The organism is Curtobacterium sp. 24E2, from assembly GCF_016925595.1.
Taxonomy (GTDB): domain Bacteria; phylum Actinomycetota; class Actinomycetes; order Actinomycetales; family Microbacteriaceae; genus Curtobacterium.
Window position 1 is genome coordinate 2,552,550 of sequence record NZ_CP068987.1, and the last position, 20,324, is coordinate 2,572,873.

Consider the following 20,324-nt stretch of genomic DNA (forward strand, 5'->3'; position numbering starts at 1 on the left):
TCTCGGACCGAGTCCTGGGAGGCGCATCATGACGGACACCCGCGAAGAGCCGTCTGCGCCGAGCCGCCCCGGCTCCGCCCAGCGGCCGACCAGCCCCCTCGGGCCGAACACGACGGGCAACCTCGGGTCCCTCCGCTCGCTGCTGCCGCGCCTGTTCTCCCGCGCCCAGCCGGCCGGTGCCGTGGACACCCTGATCCGCACGGTGCGCTCGCACCACCCCAAGGCCGACGTCACGCTCATCGAGCGCGCGTACTCCGTCGCCGAGCGCGCGCACGACGGCCAGAAGCGCAAGTCCGGCGAGCCGTACATCACGCACCCCGTCGCGGTCGCACAGATCCTGGCCGACCTCGGCATCGGGCCGATCACCATCGCCGCCGCGCTGCTCCACGACACGGTCGAGGACACCGACTACCAGCTCGACCAGCTGCAGGTCGACTTCGGCGACGAGATCGCCATGCTCGTCGACGGCGTCACGAAGCTCGACAAGGTCAAGTACGGCGACAGCGCCCAGGCCGAGACCGTCCGCAAGATGGTCATCGCGATGTCGAAGGACATCCGGGTGCTGGTCATCAAGCTCGCCGACCGGCTGCACAACGCCCGCACCTGGGGCTTCGTCGAGTCCACCTCCGCCACCCGCAAGGCGAAGGAGACGCTCGAGATCTACGCGCCCCTCGCGCACCGGCTCGGCATCCAGATGATCAAGCTCGAGCTCGAGGACCTGTCGTTCGCGGTCCTGCACCCGAAGCTCTACGTCGAGATCGACAGCCTGGTCAAGGAACGTCAGCCGAAGCGCGAGCAGTTCGTCCAGAACGTCATCGGCACGCTCAAGAAGGACCTGAAGGCCGCGAAGGTCCGCGGTGAGGTCATGGGGCGGCCGAAGCAGTACTACTCGATCTACCAGAAGATGATCGTGCGGGGTCGCGAGTTCGACGAGATCTACGACCTCGTCGGCATCCGGGTGCTCGTGCCCACGGTGCGCGACTGCTACGCCATGCTCGGTTCGGTGCACGCGCGGTGGACGCCGTTGCCCGGCCGGTTCAAGGACTACATCGCGACGCCGAAGTTCAACCTGTACCAGTCGCTGCACACCAGCGTGCTCGGGCCGCAGGGGCGCCCCGTCGAGATCCAGATCCGCACGCACGAGATGCACCAGCGCGCCGAGTTCGGTGTCGCGGCGCACTGGAAGTACAAGCAGCGTGCCGCCGGCCGCGACGTCGGGACCTCGTCGACCACCGACGACCAGGACATGGCATGGCTCGCCCACATCACCGACTGGCAGGCCGAGACGAGCGACCCGGGGAGTTCCTCGACTCGCTCCGCTACGAGATCGGCGCGAAGGAGACCTACGTCTTCACGCCGCAGGGCAAGGTCATCGGCCTGCCCGCCGGCGCCACCCCCGTGGACTTCGCGTACGCCGTGCACACCGAGGTCGGGCACCGCACCATGGGTGCCAAGGTCAACGGTCGCCTCGTCCCGCTCGAGAGCTCGCTGTCGAGCGGTGACGTCGTCGAGATCTTCACGTCGAAGAACCCCGACTCCGGTCCCTCGCAGGACTGGCTGAAGTTCGTCAAGAGCCCGCGTGCGCGCAACAAGATCAAGCAGTGGTTCACCAAGGAGCGTCGCGAAGAGGCGATCGAGCAGGGCCGCGACGCGATCGCCCGTGCCGTGCGCAAGCAGAACCTGCCGCTCCAGCGGATCATGAGCCAGGACACCATCGCCGAGGTCGCCTCGTCGATGCGGTACGACGACGTCTCGGCACTGTACGCCGCGGTCGGCGAAGGACACGTCTCGACGCAGTCCGTCATCGAGAAGGTCCTCGGCAGCGTCCAGAGCGACACGGAGACCGACGAGCCAGAGCTCACGTTCCCGCGCCAGGTCACGAGCCGCCAGCTGCGCACGAGCGACAGCGGCGTGCTGGTGCGCGGTGCGCCGGACATCCTGGTGAAGCTCGCGAAGTGCTGCACGCCGGTGCCGGGCGACCAGATCGTCGGGTTCATCACCCGCGGGCAGGGTGTCTCGGTGCACCAGTCGTCGTGCACGAACGTCAAGTCCCTGATGAACGAGCCCGACCGCATGATCGAGGTCGAGTGGGCCCCGTCGTCGAAGTCGGTGTTCCTCGTCCAGATCCAGATCGAGGCGCTCGATCGGTCGGGGCTGCTCAGCGACGTCACCCGGGTGCTCACCGACCACCACGTCAACATCCTGTCGGCGACGGTGTCGACCTCGTCCGACCGGCTGGCGCTCAGTCGGTTCGTGTTCGAGATGGGTGACACCATCCACCTCGACCGGGTGCTGAACGCGGTCCGACGCATCGACGCCGTCTACGACGTCTACCGCGTCAGCGCGGGCTGAGCACGACCCGAGCACGCGTCAGCGTGCGCTGAGCAGCCCGCGCAGCCGTCGTTCTGCCTGCCGCGCCATCGGGATGGTCCCGAGGTCGCTCAGGCGCGCGCGCAGCTCGTCGACGGACACCGCTCCGATCGTCAGCAGCCCGTCGACGGCCGCTGCCCACTCCGGGTCCCAGTCACCCGGTGTGCGGAGCAGGTCGACGGCGGTGCGCGCCGGCGTCGTCACGACGGTCTGCGCCGACCCCAACCGGACCACGTCGACGGGCAGGAGCGCGACCTCGCGCAGGTGCAGGCCCGGCCCGACCGCGATGCGCAGCTGCGGCGGGACGCTCGCCTCGATCGGGTCCGGTGGCCGCGACGCCGCGCCCCAGATCCACGCAGCGGTCCGGCCGGAGGCGACGAGCCGCGCGTCGCCGAAGACCCACGATGCGGCGGTCGCGCGCAGCGCCGGGTCCTGCGGCGTCGCGGGGAGGCCCAGCACGGCCCGACGGGCACCAGCTCGCCAGCGAGTACCGCTGCGCGCAGTTCCGCTTCGGGCCAGTCGTCCGTGGTCAGGAGACGGGAACCGGGCACTCCGTCATCCTGCCGGACACCGACACCCACCCGACACCCCCTGTGGAGAGGCCGGGCACATCGGCGACGACAGCGCCGCTCAGCGCAGGACGTCGGCGCGGTGCACGAGTGCAGCGGCGCCGATGAGCGGGCCGTCCTGCGACAACGCCGTCGGCACGATGCGCACCTTCGTCACGAACCCGAACTCGACGCGCTCCGCCACTGCTTCGCGTGCGTACTCGAACAGGTCCGGCGTGACGTGGGAGAACCCGCCGCCGATCGCCACGACCTCGAGGTCGACGAGGCTCGTCGCCGCTGCGATCGCCTGCCCGAGCGCCCGGCCGCTGCGCTTGACCGCGGCGACCGCGATCTCGTCGCCGGCCGCGTACGCCGCCGACAGTTCTTCGCCGGTGGCTCCGTCGAAGCCCTGGCGCTGCGCCCAGGCGACGGTCTTCGGGCCGCTGGCGATCGCCTCGAGGCAGCCGGTGCCGCCGCAGGCGCACGGGTCGTCGTAGCCGCCGCACTCCACGTGCCCGATGTGCCCGGCGTTGCCCGTCGGGCCGCTGACGGTGCGGCCGTGCAGGATGAGACCTCCGCCGACGCCCGTCGACACGATCATGCCCATGACGTGGTCGTACCCCTGCGCCGCGCCGACCCAGTGCTCGGCCAGCGTGATCGCCAGGCCGTCCATGCGCAGCGTGACCGGCACGCCTTCGGGCACGAGCGCGGCGATGCGGTCGCGCAGCGGTGGCCGCGCCACACCGGCATGTTGAGCGGGGAGACGAGGCCGTGCTCCTCGTCGACGGGGCCGGCCGAGCCGACCCCGACGCCGACCAGGGTCGCGTCGGTCGGGACCGTGCCGAGCGCGCTCGTCACGACCTCGTCGACAGCCGCCTGCAGCTCGTCGGAGGTGCGCTGCGGCCCGGTGGGGCTCCGGAAGCGCGTGCCCGGCAGGACGACGCCCTGGTCGGTGACGAGGGCGGCCTCGACCTTGGTGCCGCCGAGGTCGACGGCGAGTGCGAGTGCGGGGGACTGGGGTGCGGTGCTGGACATGCGCGCTCCGATGCGGCGGTCTGGAGGCCCGGGGCGGCTGCCGGACGCGGCGTCGCGTCCGGTGGGCCCCGGCCTGGCAGGTGGTGGGTCGGTCGGGTCAGGTCGTCGTGCGGTGGATCAGGTCGTGTCGCGGTGGGTCAGTAGGAGCTGGTGTCGTCGCCCTGCGACGACGCGGCGCCGGTCTCGATGCGGTGCGCGACCTCGTCGAGGATGCGCGCGGAGGCGCTCGTGCCGATCCGGTTCGCCCCGGCGCCGACCATCTCGAGCAGGGTGTCGAGCCCACGGACACCGCCCGAGGCCTTCACCCCGGTGTCGGCACCGACGGTGCGGCGCATCAGCGCGATGTGCTCGGTCGTCGCCCCGCCGCCGGCGAACCCGGTGGAGGTCTTCACGAACGCGGCACCGGCGGACTGCGCGGCACGCGAGGCTGCGACGATCTCGTCGTCGGTCAGGAACGCGGTCTCGAGGATCACCTTGACGACGGTGGACCCGGCGGCGTCGACGACGGCGCGGACGTCCTGCTCGACCCGCTCCCAGTCGCCGGACTTCGCGGCGCCGATGTTCTGCACCATGTCGAGCTCGAAGGCACCGTCGGCGAGGGCCTGCAGTGACTCGGCGACCTTGGCCGCGGTGGACGTGGTGCCGTGCGGGAAGCCGATGACCGTCCCGACGCCGACGCCGGTGCCCTGGAGACGCCGGACGGCGTACGCCACGTCACTGGGCCGGACGCACACGCTGAACACCCGGTACGCAGCGGCTTCGTCGAGCTGGGCGTCGACGTCCGAGCGGGTGAGCTCGGGCTTCAGGATCGCGTGGTCGATGAGGCCGCGGACGGCATCGGCGGTGACGGGGAAGGCTGCGTTGTCCACCCGACAAGCCTACCCGTCAGGCGCGCCGCGTAGCGTTCCGGGCATGCAGGTCCTCGTCACCGGCGCCACCGGGTACATCGGCGGTCGTCTCGTCCCCCGTCTCCTCGAAGCCGGACACTCCGTGCGCGTGTTCGTGCGCAACCCCCGGAAGCTCCAGGACGTCCCGTGGAGCAGCGACGTCGACGTCGCCGAAGGAGACCTGCAGGACGCCGACGCGGTCCGCGCCGCGGTCGACGGCGTCGAGGCCGTGTACTACCTCGCCCACGCGATGGGTGCCGACGGCGACTTCGAGTCCGCGGAACGGCAGGCGGCGGAGACGATGGCGCACGAGGCGAAGCGCGCCGGTGTCAGCCGGTTCGTCTACCTGGGCGGTCTGCACCCCGACGGCGACCTGTCGAAGCACCTGCGCAGCCGGAAGGAGGTGGGGGAGATCCTGCTCGGCTCCGGCGTGGCGACGATCGCCTACCAGGCCGGCGTCGTCATCGGTTCCGGCAGCACCTCGTTCGAGATGATCCGGCACGTGACCGACGTCCTGCCGTGGATGCCGGCTCCGCGCTGGGTGCGCAACCGCATCCAGCCGATCGCCGTGCGCGACGTCCTGTACTACCTGGTCGCGGCGCTCGACGTCCCCGCCGACGTCAACCGCACCTTCGACATCGGCGGCCCGGACGTCCTGCGCTACGGGCAGATGCTCAACGGCTACGCGGTCGAGGCGAAGCTGCGGCAGCGCCCGATCACGGTCCTGCCGGTGCTCACCCCGCGCCTCGCCGCGCACTGGTTCAACGCCGTCACCCCGATCCCGCGCAAGCTCGCGACCCCGATCATCGAGTCGCTGCAGTTCGAGTGCGTCCAGCGCGAGCACGACATCGACGACGTCGTGCCGCAGCCCGAGGGTGGGCTCACGTCGTACCGCCGCGCCGTCCGGCTGGCCCTGAACAAGATGCGCTCCGGCGAGGTGACGACGAGCTGGCGGAGCGCCACCCTGTCGAGCGCCTCGGCCGACCCGATGCCGACCGACCCGGACTGGGCCGGTCACACCGTCTACGTCGACGACCGGAAGCGCCACTCGACCGCCTCGGCGGAGGACGTCTGGCGCGTCGTCGAGTCGATCGGCGGCGAGAACGGCTGGTACTCGTTCCCGCTGGCCTGGGTCGCGCGCGGCTGGATGGACAAGGTCGCCGGCGGCGTCGGGCTCAGCCGTGGCCGTCGCGACCAGGACCGACTCGAGCAGGGTGACGCCCTCGACTGGTGGCGCGTCGAACGCCTCGAGCGCGGTCACTACCTGCGGCTCCGCGCCGAGTTCAAGTCACCCGGGCGCGCCTGGCTCGAGATGACCGTGACCCCGAGCCCCGAGGGCGGCAGCGACTACCACCAGCGGGCGATCTACTTCCCGCAGGGCCTGCCCGGCCGGCTGTACTGGTACGGGATCCTGCCCTTCCACGGGATCATCTTCCCCGGCATGGTCGAGCGCATCACCGCGGCCGCCGAGCGCGAGTCGGACAACGCCGAGTCGACGCAGCGCAACCGGACCCAGCACAATGGGAGTCCGGAACCGGCGAACGAGGAGGCAGCATGACCGAGGAACGCAGTCCCGTCCTGTTCCTGGGGGACAGCATCACGGCCCAGGGGTCGTGGGACACCTGGCTCCCCGACGAGCAGACCCTGAACCAGGGCATCAGCGGCGACACGACGGACGGCGTGCTCGCGCGGCTCGACGCGGTCGTCGCCGAACAGCCCGAGGTGATCGTGCTGCTGATCGGCACGAACGACTTCGGCAACCACCGCGCGAGCGCCGAACACGTCGTCCGCAACGTCGAGACGATCCTCGTCACCCTGCGGCGCGAGCTGCCCGGTGTCCGCCTGCTGCTCGTCTCCGTCCTGCCCCGCCAGGCCGAGTACACGACGAAGATCGAGGAGGCGAACCGGCACCTGCGGCAGTTCGTCGCCACCTGCCACGCGCAGTACCTCGACGCCTGGCCCGCGCTGGCCGACGGCGACCACCTCGACGACCGCTTCACCGACGACGGCCTGCACCTCACCGACGAGGGCTACCGGGCCTACCTCGGCGAGCTGGTCCCCGCGCTCGAGCGTGTGCGCGGCCTCCCGCCGATGTCCCGGTCCTTCACGGCCATCGACGTCGACGAGGCCCCCGCCTGATGGCTGCCCGCAAGGGACGACCCCCGGTGGGGTCGTCGCAGAACGGTGTGCCCGCCGCACCGGTCCGACCGACCGCGGGGACGACGAACACCCGGGCCACGCCGGGGTTCACCCGGCCGGCACTCGCCCCGTCGCTCATCGCCGCGATCGTCCTGCTCGCCTGCGTGGCGATCATCGACTCGTCCGGGTTCGTCTTCGCCCGCTGGGGCATCACGGTGCTGTCCCTCATCGTGCTCGTCTTCGCGGTGCGCGGGAAGACGTGGTGGGCCGCCGTGCTGATGGCTGCCGTCGCCGTCTGCTGGAACCCCTGGTCACGGTGCCGATCCCCGGCCAGGTGTGGGCCGCGCTGCAGATCCTGGTTGCCGCCCTGTTCATCGTGGTGGGCATCGCCGTCAAGGTGCCGCGCGAGGCGGACGCACCCCGGGCCTCCTGACCGGCCCCCTGGCCGCCTGCGGAACCGACCGGGCGGGCGGACGGTAGGATCGCAGGGTCGGGTACAGGACCCGGCAGCACGACCCGAAGGGCATGGATGAACGACGAGACCGAGCCGGTGACCGAGAGTCCTCTGCTGAACCCTCGACCGTCCTCCGGCGGTCTCGACCGGCCCGACGTCGTCGTCCGCAAGGGCCGACTGACGCTGCTCAACGGCCACCTGACGCCGCAGCAGTCGATGATCGAGGACCTGTTGTTCCTGGACGACGCGCTGACCGAAGCCGACGTCGACCACCTGCTCATCCGCGGCAACGACGAGCGTCCGGTCATCGCGATCGACGAGCGTGACCGGCAGCGTGCGGAGAGCGCCGTCATGGCCGCCGCCGTCAACGAGCCGTTCTACGCGAAGCCGCCGGGCGAGCCGGCCGTGCTCGTGCAGGACGACGGCCTCGGGCCGGTCGACGAGCCGGTGTTGCGCGTCTTCCGCCCGCGTCTCGAGCCCCTCGGTCGTCTGCGCTACGGCGCCGAGACGAGCGTGCAACTCGAGTTCTGGCGGCTCACCGACACCGAGGTGCTCGCCCCCGTCGAGAACGCCCTGATGCGCCGCAGCCTGCCGGTCGACGAGTTCGTGCTCGTCGACATCGAGCGCTACGGCCGCACCTGGCGCACCGTCGAGCACATGTTCGACGACCACGTCTCCGACATCCGGTTCCCGATCGACATCGTCTTCTCGTGGGTCGACGGCAACGCCATCGAGTACCAGCGCGCCCGCCAGGCAGCGCAGGCGACGGCCGTCCTGGGCGAGGGCGACGACGCCCCCGCACGGTTCCGCCAGATCGACGAGCTCAAGTACGCACTCCGCTCGGTGCACACCTTCGCACCGTGGATCCGCCAGATCTACATCGCCACCGACTCACCCGCACCGCACTGGCTCGCCGACCACCCCAAGGTCCGCATCGTGCGCAGCGAGGAGTTCTTCGCCGACCCGTCCGTGCTGCCGACGCACAACTCCCAGGCCGTCGAATCGCAGCTGCATCACATCCCGGGCATCAGCGAGCACTTCATCTACTCGAACGACGACATGTTCTTCGGTCGCACCGTCGACCCGTCGATCTTCTTCAGCCCGGGGTCGGTGTCGAAGTTCATCCTCGCCACCACCCGCATCGGCCTCGGCGTGAACAACGCCGCGCGCAGTGGGTTCGAGAACTCCGCGCGGGTCAACCGTCGCCTGTTGCAGCAGCGGTTCGGTGCGGTCACCACCAGGCACCTCGAGCACGCGCCCACCCCGCTCCGGTCGTCGATCATGACGGAGATGGAGCACGAGTTCGCCGATGAGTTCCGTGCCACGGCGGCGTCGCGCTTCCGTGCTGCCGAGAACATCTCGGTGACCAACTCGCTCTACCACTACTACTCGTTGCTCACGGGTCGGGCGATCACGCAGGAGAACGCGGACGTCCGCTACATCGACACCACGATGCAGTCCGGGCTGCGGTCGCTCGACGAGCTGCTCAAGAAGCGGAACGCGGACTTCTTCTGCCTGAACGACGGCAGTTTCCCCGAGGTCAGCGACGAGGAGCGGACGCAGCGCGTGACCGACTTCCTCGAGCGCTACTTCCCCTTCCCCGCGCCGTGGGAGCGCGCCGGCGCTTAGGACACGCCAGCGTCCTGCCGGCGCGCTCCGGGCGAGCCCGCGAGCCCGGCGCCGAAGCCCGGCCACGCGCTCCGGGCGCACCGCACGCCGACCGGTCACGACTCCCCGCCACCTACACGCCGAGCGGTCACAGACCGTCGCTTGCGCCGCCCCGCAGTCGACGGATCGTGACCACGCGACGCGGCACCGGCGGTGTGTCGCGACCATCTCGCGCGCCGGGAGGCTCGTGGCCAGGCCGCCACGGGCCTCCCGTCCGGCAGGCGACCGCTCCACCGCCCCGGCAGGTCCAGGCAGGTCCAGGCAGGTCCAGGCAGGTCCAGGCAGGTCCCGGCAGGACCCGGCAGGACCCGGCAGGTCCAGGCAGGTGCAGGCAGGTGCCACGCTCGCGGTCGGTCACGACGCCCCGTCGGCAATGCGGCGAGTGGTTGCAATCCGTTGCCAGAAGCATCGCCGGGCGACGGAACGTGACCACTCGACCCCGGCGCGGCGGGGAGTCGTGACCACGCGCCCACACTTGCTGCGCAGAAGAGGTCGGGTTCCCACGACGGACCCGACCTCTCCTGCACTCGACGTGCGCGGCCTACCGGTGGACGGGGGAGACCGGCACCGAGTCGAGCGTGAAGACCGGGATGCTCGAGGTCACCGGAGCCGGCTCGACCGCGGGCGGGATCGTGACCCCGTGCGCTGCGAGTCGGGCTTCGGTCTCGACGGCCGACACCGGTTCGCCGACCGTGGAGTAGTGACCGATGGGGACGACCGAGTGCACGACGTTGTGGCCGTAGACGTGCACCAGGTTGAACGACTGCGCGCCGTCCCGCCCGCGCGTACCGCCCTGGAACTCGGTGAGGTCCTGCGTGTAGCAGGTGGCACTGGCGACCGACACGGGGATGCCCGCGAAGACCGCGCTCGTCGAGTAGTGCAGGTGACCGGCGATGATCGACAGGACGTCACTGCCCTCGACGACCTCGGCCAGGGCCTGCTGGTCGCGGAGCTCGACGAGGACGGTCAGGTCCTGGACGCTCGGCACAGGCGGGTGGTGCATGGCCAGGATCGTGCCGTGCGGCGCAGCCTCGGACAGGACCTCGGCCAGCCAGTCGAGCTGCTCGGGGAGACCTCGCCGTGGTGGTGGCCCGGGACGCTCGTGTCGAGGGTGATCACCCGGAGACCGTTGACGTCGTAGACGAAGTCGACCGGACGGTCGGTGGGGTGCAGCCCGAAGAGCTCCTGACGGAACGCGCCGCGCTCGTCGTGGTTGCCCATCGCCCAGATCACCTGGGCACCGATCCGGCGGGCAGCCGGCTCGACGATCTCGCGGACGCGGGCGTAGGCGCCCGGTTCGCCCTTGTCGGCCACGTCGCCGGTGACGACGATCGCTTCGGGCCGTGTGCCTGATGCTTCGATGTCCGCGACGATCTCGGTGAGCCGGGCGGCGGAGTCGACCCCGCCGTAGAGATCGCCGTCGCCGGAGACGAGGTGGGTGTCGCTGAGGTGGAGGAGGAAGTGGTTCGGCCTGGGGTGTTCGGCCGTCCGGCTGTCCATCGGGGTCTCATTCCGTTGGCGGATGCGTGGTGCAACACGTTGCCACACCGTCCTGGACGAGTCCAGCACGTGTCGGTGAACCAGCCGTGAACTGGGGGCGGCGTTTCGCCCATCGCACGAAGAAACCCCCGCCACGTGGTGGCGGGGGTTCCTGTCGTCGTGCTTAGTGCTTTTCCTCGACCTGCGGGGCCTGGTGGCTGCCCTCGAGGTCCGGGCCGTGGTGGGCGGCGTGCGCTGCCTCGAGCTCGGCCTTCGAGACCGGCTCGATGCGGTCTTCGAAGAAGAAGCGGGAGACGCTCGCACGGGCCTTCTGGACCACGGTGATCTGCCCCTTGGCGTTCGGGCGGATCATGAGCGGCTTGTACTCGTTGAACTGCAGCAGCTTCCAACGCTCGTACTCGTCGAGCTGCTCGTGCACCTCGATGTACTCACCGTGGGGGAGTCGGACGATGCGACCGGACTCGTAGCCGTGCAGGACGATCTCGCGGTCCTTCTTCTGGAGTGCGAGGCAGACACGCTTCGTGATCCAGAAGGCGACGAACGGACCGAGGACCGTCGTGGCCTGGATCACGTGGATCACGTGTTCGATCGACACCAGGAAGTGGGTCGCGATGATGTCCGACGACGCCGCAGCCCAGAGGCTGGCGTAGAGCGTGATGCCGGCGGCACCGATAGCCGTGCGGGTCGGGGCGTTGCGCGGGCGGTCCAGGATGTGGTGCTCGCGCTTGTCGCCGGTGATCCACGACTCGAGGAACGGGTACAGCAGGATCGCGAGGATGAGCAGCACCAGGACCGCGATGGGCGCCAGGATGTTGAACGACACCGTGTAGCCGAACCACACGACCTCCCAGTGCGGCGGCACCAGACGCAGTGCGCCGTCGGCGAAGCCGATGTACCAGTCGGGCTGGGTACCGGCCGAGACCGGCGAGGGGTCGTACGGGCCGTAGTTCCAGATCGGGTTGATCGTGAACATCGACGCGATGAGGGCGATGATGCCCGCGACGATGAAGAAGAACCCACCGGCCTTGGCAGCGAACGCCGGGAGGATCGGGACACCGACGACGTTGTCGTTGGTCTTGCCCGGGCCGGCGAACTGGGTGTGCTTGTTGATCACGACGAGCACGAGGTGGACACCGAGCACCGCGACGAGGATTGCCGGCAGCAGCAGGATGTGCAGCGTGTAGAGGCGGCCGACGATGTCGGTGCCCGGGAACTCGCCACCGAAGAGCAGGTAGGCGATCCAGACGCCGATCACCGGGACGCCCTCGATCATGCCGACGATGATCCGCAGACCGTTTCCGGAGAGCAGGTCGTCGGGGAGCGAGTAGCCGGTGAAGCCCTCACCCATGGCGAGCACCCAGAGCAGGAAGCCGAAGACCCAGTTGAGCTCACGCGGCTTGCGGAAGGCACCGGTGAAGAACACGCGGGCCATGTGCAGCATGATCGACGCCACGAACAGCAGGGCTGCCCAGTGGTGGACCTGGCGGACGAAGAGCCCGCCGCGGATGTCGAACGAGATGTCCAGCGTGGACTGCAGCGCCGTCGACATCTCGACGCCCTTGAGCGGGACGTACGAGCCGTTGTAGACGACCTCGGCCATGGAGGCCTGGAAGAAGAACGTCAGGAACGTGCCGGAGAGCAGGACGACGACGAAGCTGTACAGCGCCACCTCGCCGAGCATGAAGCTCCAGTGGTCCGGGAAGATCTTCCGGCCGACTTCCTTGACGAGCCCCGAGATGCTGGTGCGCTCGTCGATGTAGTTGGCGACCCCGCCGATGATGCGGGATCCGCGCTCCGGAGCCGGCTTGTTCGCCGTGCTGCTCGGTGCCGTGGTGGTGGGGGTGCTGGTCATCAGCGTTCACGCTCCCAGAAGGACGGTCCGACCGGCTCGTGGAAGTCGCTCTGGGCAACCAGGTAGCCGTCGTCGTCGATCGCGATAGGAAGTTGGGGAGGGGGCGTGCGGCCGGACCGAAGATGACCTCGCAGTTGTTCGAGACATCGAAGGTGGACTGGTGGCACGGGCACAGCAGGTGGTGCGTCTGCTGCTCGTAGAGCGCGACCGGGCATCCGACGTGGGTGCAGATCTTGGAGTACGCGACGATGCCGTCGTAGCCCCAGTTCTCGTGGCCCTTGGACGGGTTGAGGTCCTTCGGGTCGAGACGCATGAGGAGGACGGAGGCCTTGGCCTTCTCCTCCAGCATGTGCTCGGAGTCGAGCATGCCGTCCGGGATGACGTGGAACACCGAACCGATGGTCACGTCCGAGGCCTTGATCGGCAGACCCGTCGGGTCCTTCGTCAGGCGCAGGCCCTGCTTCCAGAAGGTGTGGCGCAGGAGCTCGTTCGGGTCCTCGGCCGGAGCGAGGTCGCGGACCAGGACGATGCCCGGCAGCGGGAACGCGGCCAGCGCACCGATCATCGAGTTGCGGATCAGCTTGCGACGGCTGAATCCCGACTCCTTGTCGGCCAGCTGGAAGGCCTCGACGGCCTTCGCGCGCGTCGCGTCTGTGCCGCGGGTGCCGTGGCGGAGCTCGGTGATCTCGCGATCGACGACGAGCGACTTCGACCAGTAGACCGCACCGAGACCCAGCGCGATGAGCGCGAGGGCGATCGAGAGGCCGAGGAAGAGGTTCGCGGTGCGGACCGTCCCGAAGTCGTCCGAGTCGATCGGGAACGCGACGTAGGCCGCGATCGAGAGGACGCTGCCGACGATCGAGAGGTAGAAGAAGGTCGCGACCTGACGCTCGGCCAGGCGCTGCTTCTTCGGGTCGACGTCGGTGCGGCGCGCGCGGTGCGGCGGCTCACCCGGGTTCTCGAACGGGTCGGTGGGCAGCACCGCGATCCCGGGGAGGTGGTCGTGCCGTGCTTCTCGACAGCCGAGGACGAGTTCAGCGTCTCGTCGTCGTGCTCTGCCATGGTGTTCCCTTCAGTGTCGTTCGACACGGACGATCAGTTGGACTTCGCGGTCAGCCAGACGGTCATCGCGACGACCGCGCCGAGTCCGAAGATCCAGATGAACAGGCCCTCGGCCACCGGGCCCAGGGAGCCGAGTGCGAACCCGCCGGGCGACTTGTTGTCCTGCACGTACTTGAGGTACGTGATGATGTCGGCCTTCTGCTCCGGCGTGAGGTTCAGGTCGTTGAAGACGGGCATGTTCTGCGGGCCGGTCTGCATCGCCTCGTAGATGTGCTTGCCGGAGACCGTCGACAGGTTCGGGGCGTACTTGCCCTCGGTCAGGGCACCGCCGGCACCCGCCACGTTGTGGCACATGGCGCAGTTGATGCGGAAGAGCTCGGCACCCTCGGCCGCGTCGCCGTCCTCACCGTTGGTGAGTTCGGTGGACGGGACGGCCGGGCCGGGGCCCAGCGAAGCGACGTACTCGGCGAGGGCGTCGACCTGCTCGTCGGTGAACTGCGCGGGCTTCTCTTCGGCCTGCGGACCCTGGGCCGCCATCGGCATGCGGCCGGTGCCGACCTGGAAGTCCACCGAGGCGGCGCCGACACCGATGAGGGACGGACCCTCGCTCGTGCCCTGGGCGGAGAGGCCGTGGCAGGTCGCGCAGTTCGAGGCGAAGAGCTTCTGGCCCTCGTTCACCTTCGACTGGCTGGTCGCCGCGACGGTGCTCGTGCTGTCGTCGGCGTTGGCCGTGGAGCTGAAGAGCGCGTACGCACCGCCGGTGGTCATGAGGCCCACGACGATGAGCGAGACGGTCGCCATCGGTGAACGGCGGCCCTTCTTGGTCTTGGTTCTGTTGAACATGTGCTCGGGGGTGTCCAGTTCCTACTTGAGAAGGTAGATGACGGCGAAGAGGAAGATCCACACGACGTCGACGAAGTGCCAGTAGTACGACACGACGATGGCGGTGGTCGCTTCCTTGTGACCGAAGTTCTTCGCGGCGAAGCCGCGGCCGAGCGTCAGCAGGAAGGCGATGAGGCCGCCCGTGACGTGGAGGCCGTGGAACCCGGTCGTCATGTAGAAGGCCGAGCCGTAGGCGCTGGAGGAGAGCGTGACGCCCTCGTGCCAGAGGTTGGCGTACTCGAAGATCTGGCCGCAGACGAAGATCGCGCCCATCGCGTAGGTGACGAAGAACCACTCCGTCATGCCCCAGTGGCGCGGGTTCCAGCTCGTGCGGTGCACCTGGAAACGCTCTGCAGCGAACACGGCGAACTGGCACGCGAAGCTGGACAGCACCAGGATGATCGTGTTCACCGAGGCGAACGGCACCTCGAGCTTGGAGGTTTCGGCCGCCCACAGCTCGGGGGACGTGCTGCGCAGCGTGAAGTAGATCGCGAACAGGCCGGCGAAGAACATGACCTCGCTGCCCAGCCACACGATCGTCCCCACGGCAACGGCGTTCGGCCTGTTCAGGGCCGGACCGCTGGCGGATCTGGAGAGAGGGGTGCTAGTCACGTCCTCCATTATGGCCGAAACCCCAGACAGTGTTTTCGCAGGAGACTGGCGGGTCTCTCGAATTCACTACGATCGAGCCATGCCTGACGCACTCTCTTGGCCTGCAGTGATCAGCGCGCTCATGGCGCGCGAGGACCTGACGATCAGGCAATCCACATGGGCCATGGAGGAGATCGTGCACGGGCGCGCCACCCAGGCACAGATCGCCGCGTTCGCCGTGACGCTCCGCGCGAAGGGCGAGACCGTGGACGAGGTGGTCGGGTTCCGCGACGCGATCCTCGACGCCGCCGTTCCGCTGGACGTCGACCCGATGGCGTTGGACATCGTCGGGACGGGTGGGGACGTCGTCGGCACCGTGAACGTCTCGACCATGGCGGCGATCGTCATCGCCGCCGCCGGGGTGCCCGTCGTGAAGCACGGCAACAAGGCGAGCTCGTCGAAGTCCGGTTCGAGCGACGTGCTCGCCGCACTCGGCCTCGATCTCACGATGGACGCCGCGCGTGTCGCGGACACCTTCCGGCGTGTCGGACTGACCTTCGCGTTCGCCAACGCCTTCCACCCGGGCTTCGCGCACGCCGGGCCGGTCCGCCGCGAGATCGGTGTGCCCACGGTGTTCAACTTCCTCGGGCCGCTCGTCAACCCCGCACGGTGCGAAGCGAACGCCGTCGGTGTCGCGCAGCTCGAACTCGTGCCGATCATCACGGGCGTGTTCCAGACCCGCGGTGCGACCGCCCTGGTGTTCCGCGGGGACGACGGCCTCGACGAGCTCACCACCACCGGCCACAGCCACATCTGGGAGGTCACCGGCGGGCGCATCATCGAGCACGACCTCGACCCGCGCGACCTCGGCATCGCACGCGCACGCACCGAGGACCTCCTCGGCGGCGACCCCGAGCACAACGCCGGCGTCGTGCACCGCGTGCTGTCGGGGGAGACCGGCCCGGTACGCGACATCGTGCTGCTCAACGCCGCAGCGGGCCTGGTCTCGTTCCGTCTGGCGCAGGACCCGGCCGAGTCCGACCGGCCGATCCTGCAGCGCTTCCGCGAGCAGCTCGCGGTCGCGGCCGAGGCGATCGACTCCGGCGCGGGCACCCGCAAGCTGGCTGATTGGGTCGGCGAAGCTCCCGCCGCGTAGTCCGCGCCGCCCCGCGCACCGTGCGCGGTGCGTCACCCGGTGCGAGCCTGACGGCTCGGTGCTGCGCCCCAAGCGCGCACCGGGCGGTCACCACTGCACCCGGCGAACAAACCCGCACCGTGCACTGCCGGCAACCCCGTGCCGGACGGGAGGCCCGCTGCGGGTCCGCCCCGCGCCTCCAGGCCGCACCGTGCGCGGTCCGCAGTCCCGCGCCGCTTCCGCGCGAGCCGCACCGTGCGCGGTGCGTCACCCGGTGCGAGCCTGACGGCTCGGTGCTGCGCTCCAAGCGCGCACCCGGCGGTCACCGCTGCGCCCGGCGAACAAACCCGCACCGTGCAGTGCCGGCCACAACCCCACCACCGCACCACCTCCACCCGCCGACCGGACCCCGCGACCGACGCGCAGGAGACGCAAGGACGCCAGGCCCGGTGCCGGTTCGAGGAACCGGCACCGGGCCTGGCGTCGGTGCGTTCAGTGCACGCGGTCAGCGTGCGCGTGCGTCGCTACTGGACGTCTTCGTCGACCCAGTCGAAGGTCTTCGTGACGGCCTTCTTCCAGAGACGGAGCGTGCGCTCGCGCTCCGCGGCGTCGAGCTGCGGCTCCCAGCGCTTGTCCTCCTGCCAGTTGGCACGGAGCTCGTCGAGGTTGGCCCAGAAGCCCACCGCGAGACCGGCCGCGTAGGCCGCGCCGAGCGCCGTCGTCTCGGCGACGACCGGGCGCACCACCGGCACGTTGAGGATGTCGGCCTGGAACTGCATGAGCTCGTTGTTGGCGGTCATGCCGCCGTCGACCTTGAGCTCGGTCAGGTCCACTCCCGAGTCGGCGTTCACCGCGTCCAGGACCTCGCGGGTCTGCAGCGCCGTCGCCTCCAGGGCCGCACGTGCGATGTGCCCCTTGTTGACGTAGCGGGTCAGGCCGACGATGGCACCGCGGGCATCCGGACGCCAGTACGGCGCGAAGAGCCCGGAGAACGCCGGCACGAAGTACACGCCGCCGTTGTCCTCGACGGTCTTGGCCAGTGCCTCGACCTCCGGGGCACTACCGATGAGGCCGAGGTTGTCGCGGAGCCACTGGATGAGCGAACCCGTGACGGCGATCGAGCCCTCGAGTGCGTAGTGCGTCTCCTGGTCGCCGAGCTTGTAGCCGACGGTGGTGAGCAGGCCGTTCTCGGAGCGGACGATCTCGGTACCGGTGTTGAAGATGAGGAAGTTGCCGGTGCCGTAGGTGTTCTTCGACTCGCCCTGATCGAACGCCGCCTGACCGAAGGTCGCGGCCTGCTGGTCGCCGAGGATGCCCGCGATCGGGACCTCGCGGAGCAGGTTGGACGACTCGACGTGGCCGTAGACCTCGGAGGAGCTGACGATCTCGGGGAGCATCGACTTCGGCACACCGAAGTCGGCGAGGATGTCGTCGCGCCACTGGAGCGTCTCGAGGTCCATGAACAGCGTGCGGGACGCGTTCGTGACGTCGGTCTTGTGGACGCCGCCGTCGACGCCACCGGTCAGGTTCCAGAGGACCCAGGTGTCGGTGGTGCCGAAGAGCAGGTCCCCGGCCTCGGCCTTCTCACGCGCACCCTCGACGTTCTCGAGGATCCACAAGATCTTGGTGCCGGCGAAGTAGGTCGCGAGCGGCAGGCCGACGATGGCCTTGTAGCGGTCGGTGTCACCGTCGGCGAGCTTGTCGACGATCGACTGCGTGCGGGTGTCCTGCCAGACGATCGCGTTGTAGATCGGCTTGCCGGTGGTCTTGTCCCAGACGACGGCGGTCTCGCGCTGGTTCGTGATGCCCACGGCAGCGACGTCGTGACGCGTGATGTCGGCACGCGACAGTGCCTGACCGATCACCTCGCGGGTGTTGTCCCAGATCTCGGCGGGGTCGTGCTCGACCCACCCGGCGCGCGGGAAGATCTGCTCGTGTTCCTTCTGCCCGGTCGAGATGATCGAGCCGGAGTGATCGAAGACGATCGCTCGGGTGGAGGTCGTGCCCTGGTCGATGGCGACGATGTAGTCGGCCATTGGTGCTCCTTACGGGTGTTCGGTGCGGTGAGCGGCACGCGATCGCGGGCCGCTCACCCCGGGGTTGGGGTGGTTCAGCTGACGACGGGCAGCAGGGCGTAGGACAGCCCGGCGGCGAGGGCGCCACCGACCAGCGGTCCGACGACGGGCACCCAGGCGTACGACCAGTCGCTCGACCCCTTGCCCTTGATGGGCAGGAAGGCGTGCGCGAGGCGCGGGCCGAGGTCACGGGCGGGGTTGATGGCGTAGCCGGTCGGGCCACCGAGGCTGACACCGATGGCGATCACGAGGAAGGCGACCGGGATCGCGCCGAGCTGCGCCGGGGTCTGGCCGTTGGTGAAGGCGATGACGACGAACACCAGCACGAAGGTGCCGATGATCTCGGTCACGAGGTTCCAGCCGTACGACCGGATCGCCGGTCCGGTGGAGAAGACGCCGAGCTTGGCGGCGGGGTCGGGCTCCTCGTCGAAGTGCTGCTTGTAGGCGAGCCAGACGATGACGGCCCCGATGACCGCACCGATGAGCTGGGCGAGCCAGAACAGGAGCATGGCGCCGACGGTGATGTTGCCGAGGATGGCCTGGGCGAGGCTGACGGCCGGGTTCAGCTGGCCGCCCGACTTATACGACACGGTGACACCGGCGAAGACCGCGAAGCCCCAACCGATCGTGACCATGAGGAAGCCGGCTCCGAAGCCCTTCGACTTCGAGAGGAGACGGCGGCGACGACACCGCCACCCAGGATGATGAGCATCGCTGTCCCGACGAGCTCGGACAGGAACTTGACGCCGATGTCGTCCATCGGTGACCTCCAGTGCGTGAGGTGGGGGTCCGGTGGTGCTGCGCCGCACTCCCCGTTGAGTGATTGAGGCCGAGCATAGTGACGCGGAGAACGACGGGGCGATGAATTCCTGAGGGAAGTCCGGGATCGTGCACGAACGTGCAAGCGCCGTGCGCTGTGGGGGATCGTGAGCCGGTGACGCGTCCCCGTCTCGCTGCACGAACGTGCAGACAGGACGAACGAGCGCCCGGGTGTCGGATGTAGATTGGGCGCACTCCGGTCGACGACGGCGGTGTGCAGTTCGCCTCGGCTCGGCCCCGTACCCGTGGAGGCACGCGCATGAAGAAGCTCATCAACGACCCGCAGGCCGTGGTCGACGAGACCGTCCGGGGATTCGCCCGGGCACACGCCGGACACGTCGTCCTGGTCGAGGACCCGATCCACCTGCACCGGGCCGACGCCCCCGTCGCCGGCAAGGTCGGCATCGTCAGCGGAGGCGGCAGCGGACACGAGCCGCTGCACGCGGGCTTCGTCGGGTACGGCATGCTCGACGCCGCCGTGCCGGGCCCGGTGTTCACGAGCCCGACGCCCGACCCGATCGTCGCGGCCACCAAGGCCGTCGACGGCGGTGCCGGCGTCCTGCACATCGTGAAGAACTACACCGGCGACGTGCTGAACTTCGAGACCGCCGCTGAGCTCGCCGAGCTGGACGACATCCGCGTCGAGGCCGTCGTGGTCGACGACGACGTCGCCGTGCAGGACTCGCTCTACACGGCCGGTCGCCGCGGCGTGGCCGGCACCGTGGTCGTCGAGAAGTGCGCCGGCGCTGCTGCCGAACGGGGCGACGACCTCGACGCCGTCGCCGCGGTCGCCCGCCACGTCAACGACGTCACGCGGTCGATGGGCCTGGCCCTGGCGTCCGGCACCGTGCCGCACGCGGGGGAGCCGTCCTTCACGCTCGCCGACGACGAGGTCGAACTCGGCATCGGCATCCACGGGGAGCCGGGTCGCGAGCGCATCCCGATGGCACCGGCCGACCAGCTCGTCGACCGGGTGCTCGAACCGATCCTGACCGACCTCGACGCTCCGGCCGGCTCGAAGCTGCTCCTGCTCGTCAACGGCATGGGGGCACTCCGCTGTCCGAGCTCTACATCGCCTACCGCCGTGCCGCCGAGGTGCTGACGGACCGCGGGTACGACGTCACGCGTAGCTTGGTGGGCGACTACGTCACGTCCCTCGAGATGCAGGGGTTCTCGCTCACCGTCACGGTGCTCGACGAGGAACTCACGGCACTCTGGGACGCCCCGGTGGAGACCCCGGCACTGCGCTGGGGTCGCTGAGCGGCCGCCATCGGCCGCTCGACCACCGACCACGACACCGAGCCATC

At 69.6% G+C, this 20,324-nt stretch carries 14 protein-coding genes and 5 pseudogenes; 7 read left to right on the forward strand and 12 right to left on the reverse strand.

The window, feature by feature from the left end; genetic code table 11:
* The first annotated feature begins 28 nt into the window (after positions 1–28).
* Positions 29–2,352 (forward strand): annotated as a pseudogene (locus JN350_RS12620) (RelA/SpoT family protein).
* Between the two features lie 18 nt (positions 2,353–2,370).
* On the opposite strand, the gene JN350_RS12625 reads toward JN350_RS12620, so the two are convergent.
* From JN350_RS12625 to deoC, 4 genes are all read right to left on the reverse strand, one after another.
* Positions 2,371–2,829 carry a type IV toxin-antitoxin system AbiEi family antitoxin gene (locus tag JN350_RS12625; RefSeq protein WP_205462432.1) on the reverse strand — a complete coding sequence of 153 codons (459 nt, stop codon included), beginning with the start codon at positions 2,827–2,829 and terminating at the stop codon, positions 2,371–2,373.
* Positions 2,830–3,000: 171 nt separating this feature from the next.
* Complete coding sequence (locus tag JN350_RS20235) at positions 3,001–3,621, reverse strand: ROK family protein (RefSeq protein ID WP_461962997.1); 621 nt, start codon at positions 3,619–3,621, stop codon at positions 3,001–3,003.
* On the reverse strand, positions 3,516–3,953 hold the full coding sequence (locus JN350_RS20240; RefSeq protein ID WP_275897983.1) for an ROK family protein: 438 nt from the start codon (positions 3,951–3,953) through the stop codon (positions 3,516–3,518). The genes JN350_RS20235 and JN350_RS20240 overlap by 106 nt, the downstream gene beginning before the upstream one ends.
* Positions 3,954–4,090: 137 nt before the next feature.
* Entirely contained in the window at positions 4,091–4,822 is a 732-nt protein-coding gene (gene deoC / locus JN350_RS12635) for a deoxyribose-phosphate aldolase (RefSeq protein ID WP_205462433.1), read from the reverse strand.
* 43 nt (positions 4,823–4,865) lie between these two features.
* Here deoC and JN350_RS12640 point away from each other — a divergent pair, with 43 nt between their 5' ends.
* On the forward strand, positions 4,866–6,398 hold the full coding sequence (locus tag JN350_RS12640; RefSeq protein ID WP_205462434.1) for an SDR family oxidoreductase: 1,533 nt from the start codon (positions 4,866–4,868) through the stop codon (positions 6,396–6,398).
* Positions 6,395–6,979 (forward strand): GDSL-type esterase/lipase family protein, encoded by a 585-nt coding sequence (locus JN350_RS12645; protein ID WP_205462435.1) that lies wholly within the window; start codon positions 6,395–6,397, stop codon positions 6,977–6,979. Before JN350_RS12640 ends, JN350_RS12645 begins: the two co-directional genes overlap by 4 nt.
* On the opposite strand, the gene JN350_RS19565 is transcribed toward JN350_RS12645, so the two are convergent.
* Positions 6,945–7,208: a hypothetical protein gene (locus tag JN350_RS19565; RefSeq protein WP_240347308.1), complete on the reverse strand. Its 264-nt coding sequence runs from the start codon at positions 7,206–7,208 to the stop codon at positions 6,945–6,947. The genes JN350_RS12645 and JN350_RS19565 overlap by 35 nt on opposite strands.
* A gap of 33 nt (positions 7,209–7,241) precedes the next feature.
* Between JN350_RS19565 and JN350_RS19570 the strand changes: the two genes are divergently transcribed.
* Positions 7,242–7,412, forward strand: a complete 171-nt coding sequence (locus JN350_RS19570; protein WP_240347309.1) for a hypothetical protein — start codon at positions 7,242–7,244, stop codon at positions 7,410–7,412.
* Positions 7,413–7,508: 96 nt separating this feature from the next.
* Positions 7,509–9,062: a stealth conserved region 3 domain-containing protein gene (locus JN350_RS12655; protein WP_205462436.1), complete on the forward strand. Its 1,554-nt coding sequence runs from the start codon at positions 7,509–7,511 to the stop codon at positions 9,060–9,062.
* Positions 9,063–9,642: 580 nt separating this feature from the next.
* On the opposite strand, the pseudogene JN350_RS12660 reads toward JN350_RS12655, so the two are convergent.
* From JN350_RS12660 to ctaE, 5 genes and pseudogenes are all read right to left on the reverse strand, one after another.
* Positions 9,643–10,601: pseudogene (locus JN350_RS12660) on the reverse strand (phosphodiesterase).
* 163 nt (positions 10,602–10,764) lie between these two features.
* Positions 10,765–12,453 carry a cytochrome bc1 complex cytochrome b subunit gene (gene qcrB / locus JN350_RS12665; RefSeq protein ID WP_131880102.1) on the reverse strand — a complete coding sequence of 563 codons (1,689 nt, stop codon included), beginning with the start codon at positions 12,451–12,453 and terminating at the stop codon, positions 10,765–10,767.
* Positions 12,453–13,441, reverse strand: a pseudogene (gene qcrA / locus JN350_RS12670) (cytochrome bc1 complex Rieske iron-sulfur subunit). The gene qcrB and the pseudogene qcrA overlap by 1 nt, the downstream one beginning before the upstream one ends.
* A 107-nt stretch (positions 13,442–13,548) precedes the next feature.
* On the reverse strand, positions 13,549–14,358 hold the full coding sequence (qcrC, locus tag JN350_RS12675) for a cytochrome bc1 complex diheme cytochrome c subunit (protein WP_123294420.1): 810 nt from the start codon (positions 14,356–14,358) through the stop codon (positions 13,549–13,551).
* Positions 14,359–14,379: 21 nt separating this feature from the next.
* Entirely contained in the window at positions 14,380–15,018 is a 639-nt protein-coding gene (gene ctaE / locus JN350_RS12680; protein ID WP_111084027.1) for an aa3-type cytochrome oxidase subunit III, read from the reverse strand.
* Between the two features lie 70 nt (positions 15,019–15,088).
* On the opposite strand from ctaE, the gene trpD reads away from it, so the two are divergent.
* A complete protein-coding gene (gene trpD, locus JN350_RS12685; RefSeq protein ID WP_123339635.1) occupies positions 15,089–16,144 on the forward strand; it encodes an anthranilate phosphoribosyltransferase in 1,056 nt (351 codons plus the stop codon).
* Positions 16,145–16,647: 503 nt separating this feature from the next.
* Here trpD and glpK read toward each other — a convergent pair.
* Together glpK and JN350_RS12695 are read right to left on the reverse strand one after the other, a co-directional pair.
* The gene (glpK, locus tag JN350_RS12690) at positions 16,648–18,159 is read right to left on the reverse strand and encodes a glycerol kinase GlpK (protein WP_205462437.1); all 1,512 of its coding nucleotides are present in this window, start codon (positions 18,157–18,159) and stop codon (positions 16,648–16,650) included.
* A 74-nt stretch (positions 18,160–18,233) separates the two neighbouring features.
* A pseudogene (locus JN350_RS12695) lies at positions 18,234–18,958 on the reverse strand (MIP/aquaporin family protein).
* A 318-nt stretch (positions 18,959–19,276) separates the two neighbouring features.
* Between JN350_RS12695 and dhaK the strand changes: the two are divergent.
* A pseudogene (gene dhaK, locus JN350_RS12700) lies at positions 19,277–20,277 on the forward strand (dihydroxyacetone kinase subunit DhaK).
* Positions 20,278–20,324: the final 47 nt, after the last annotated feature.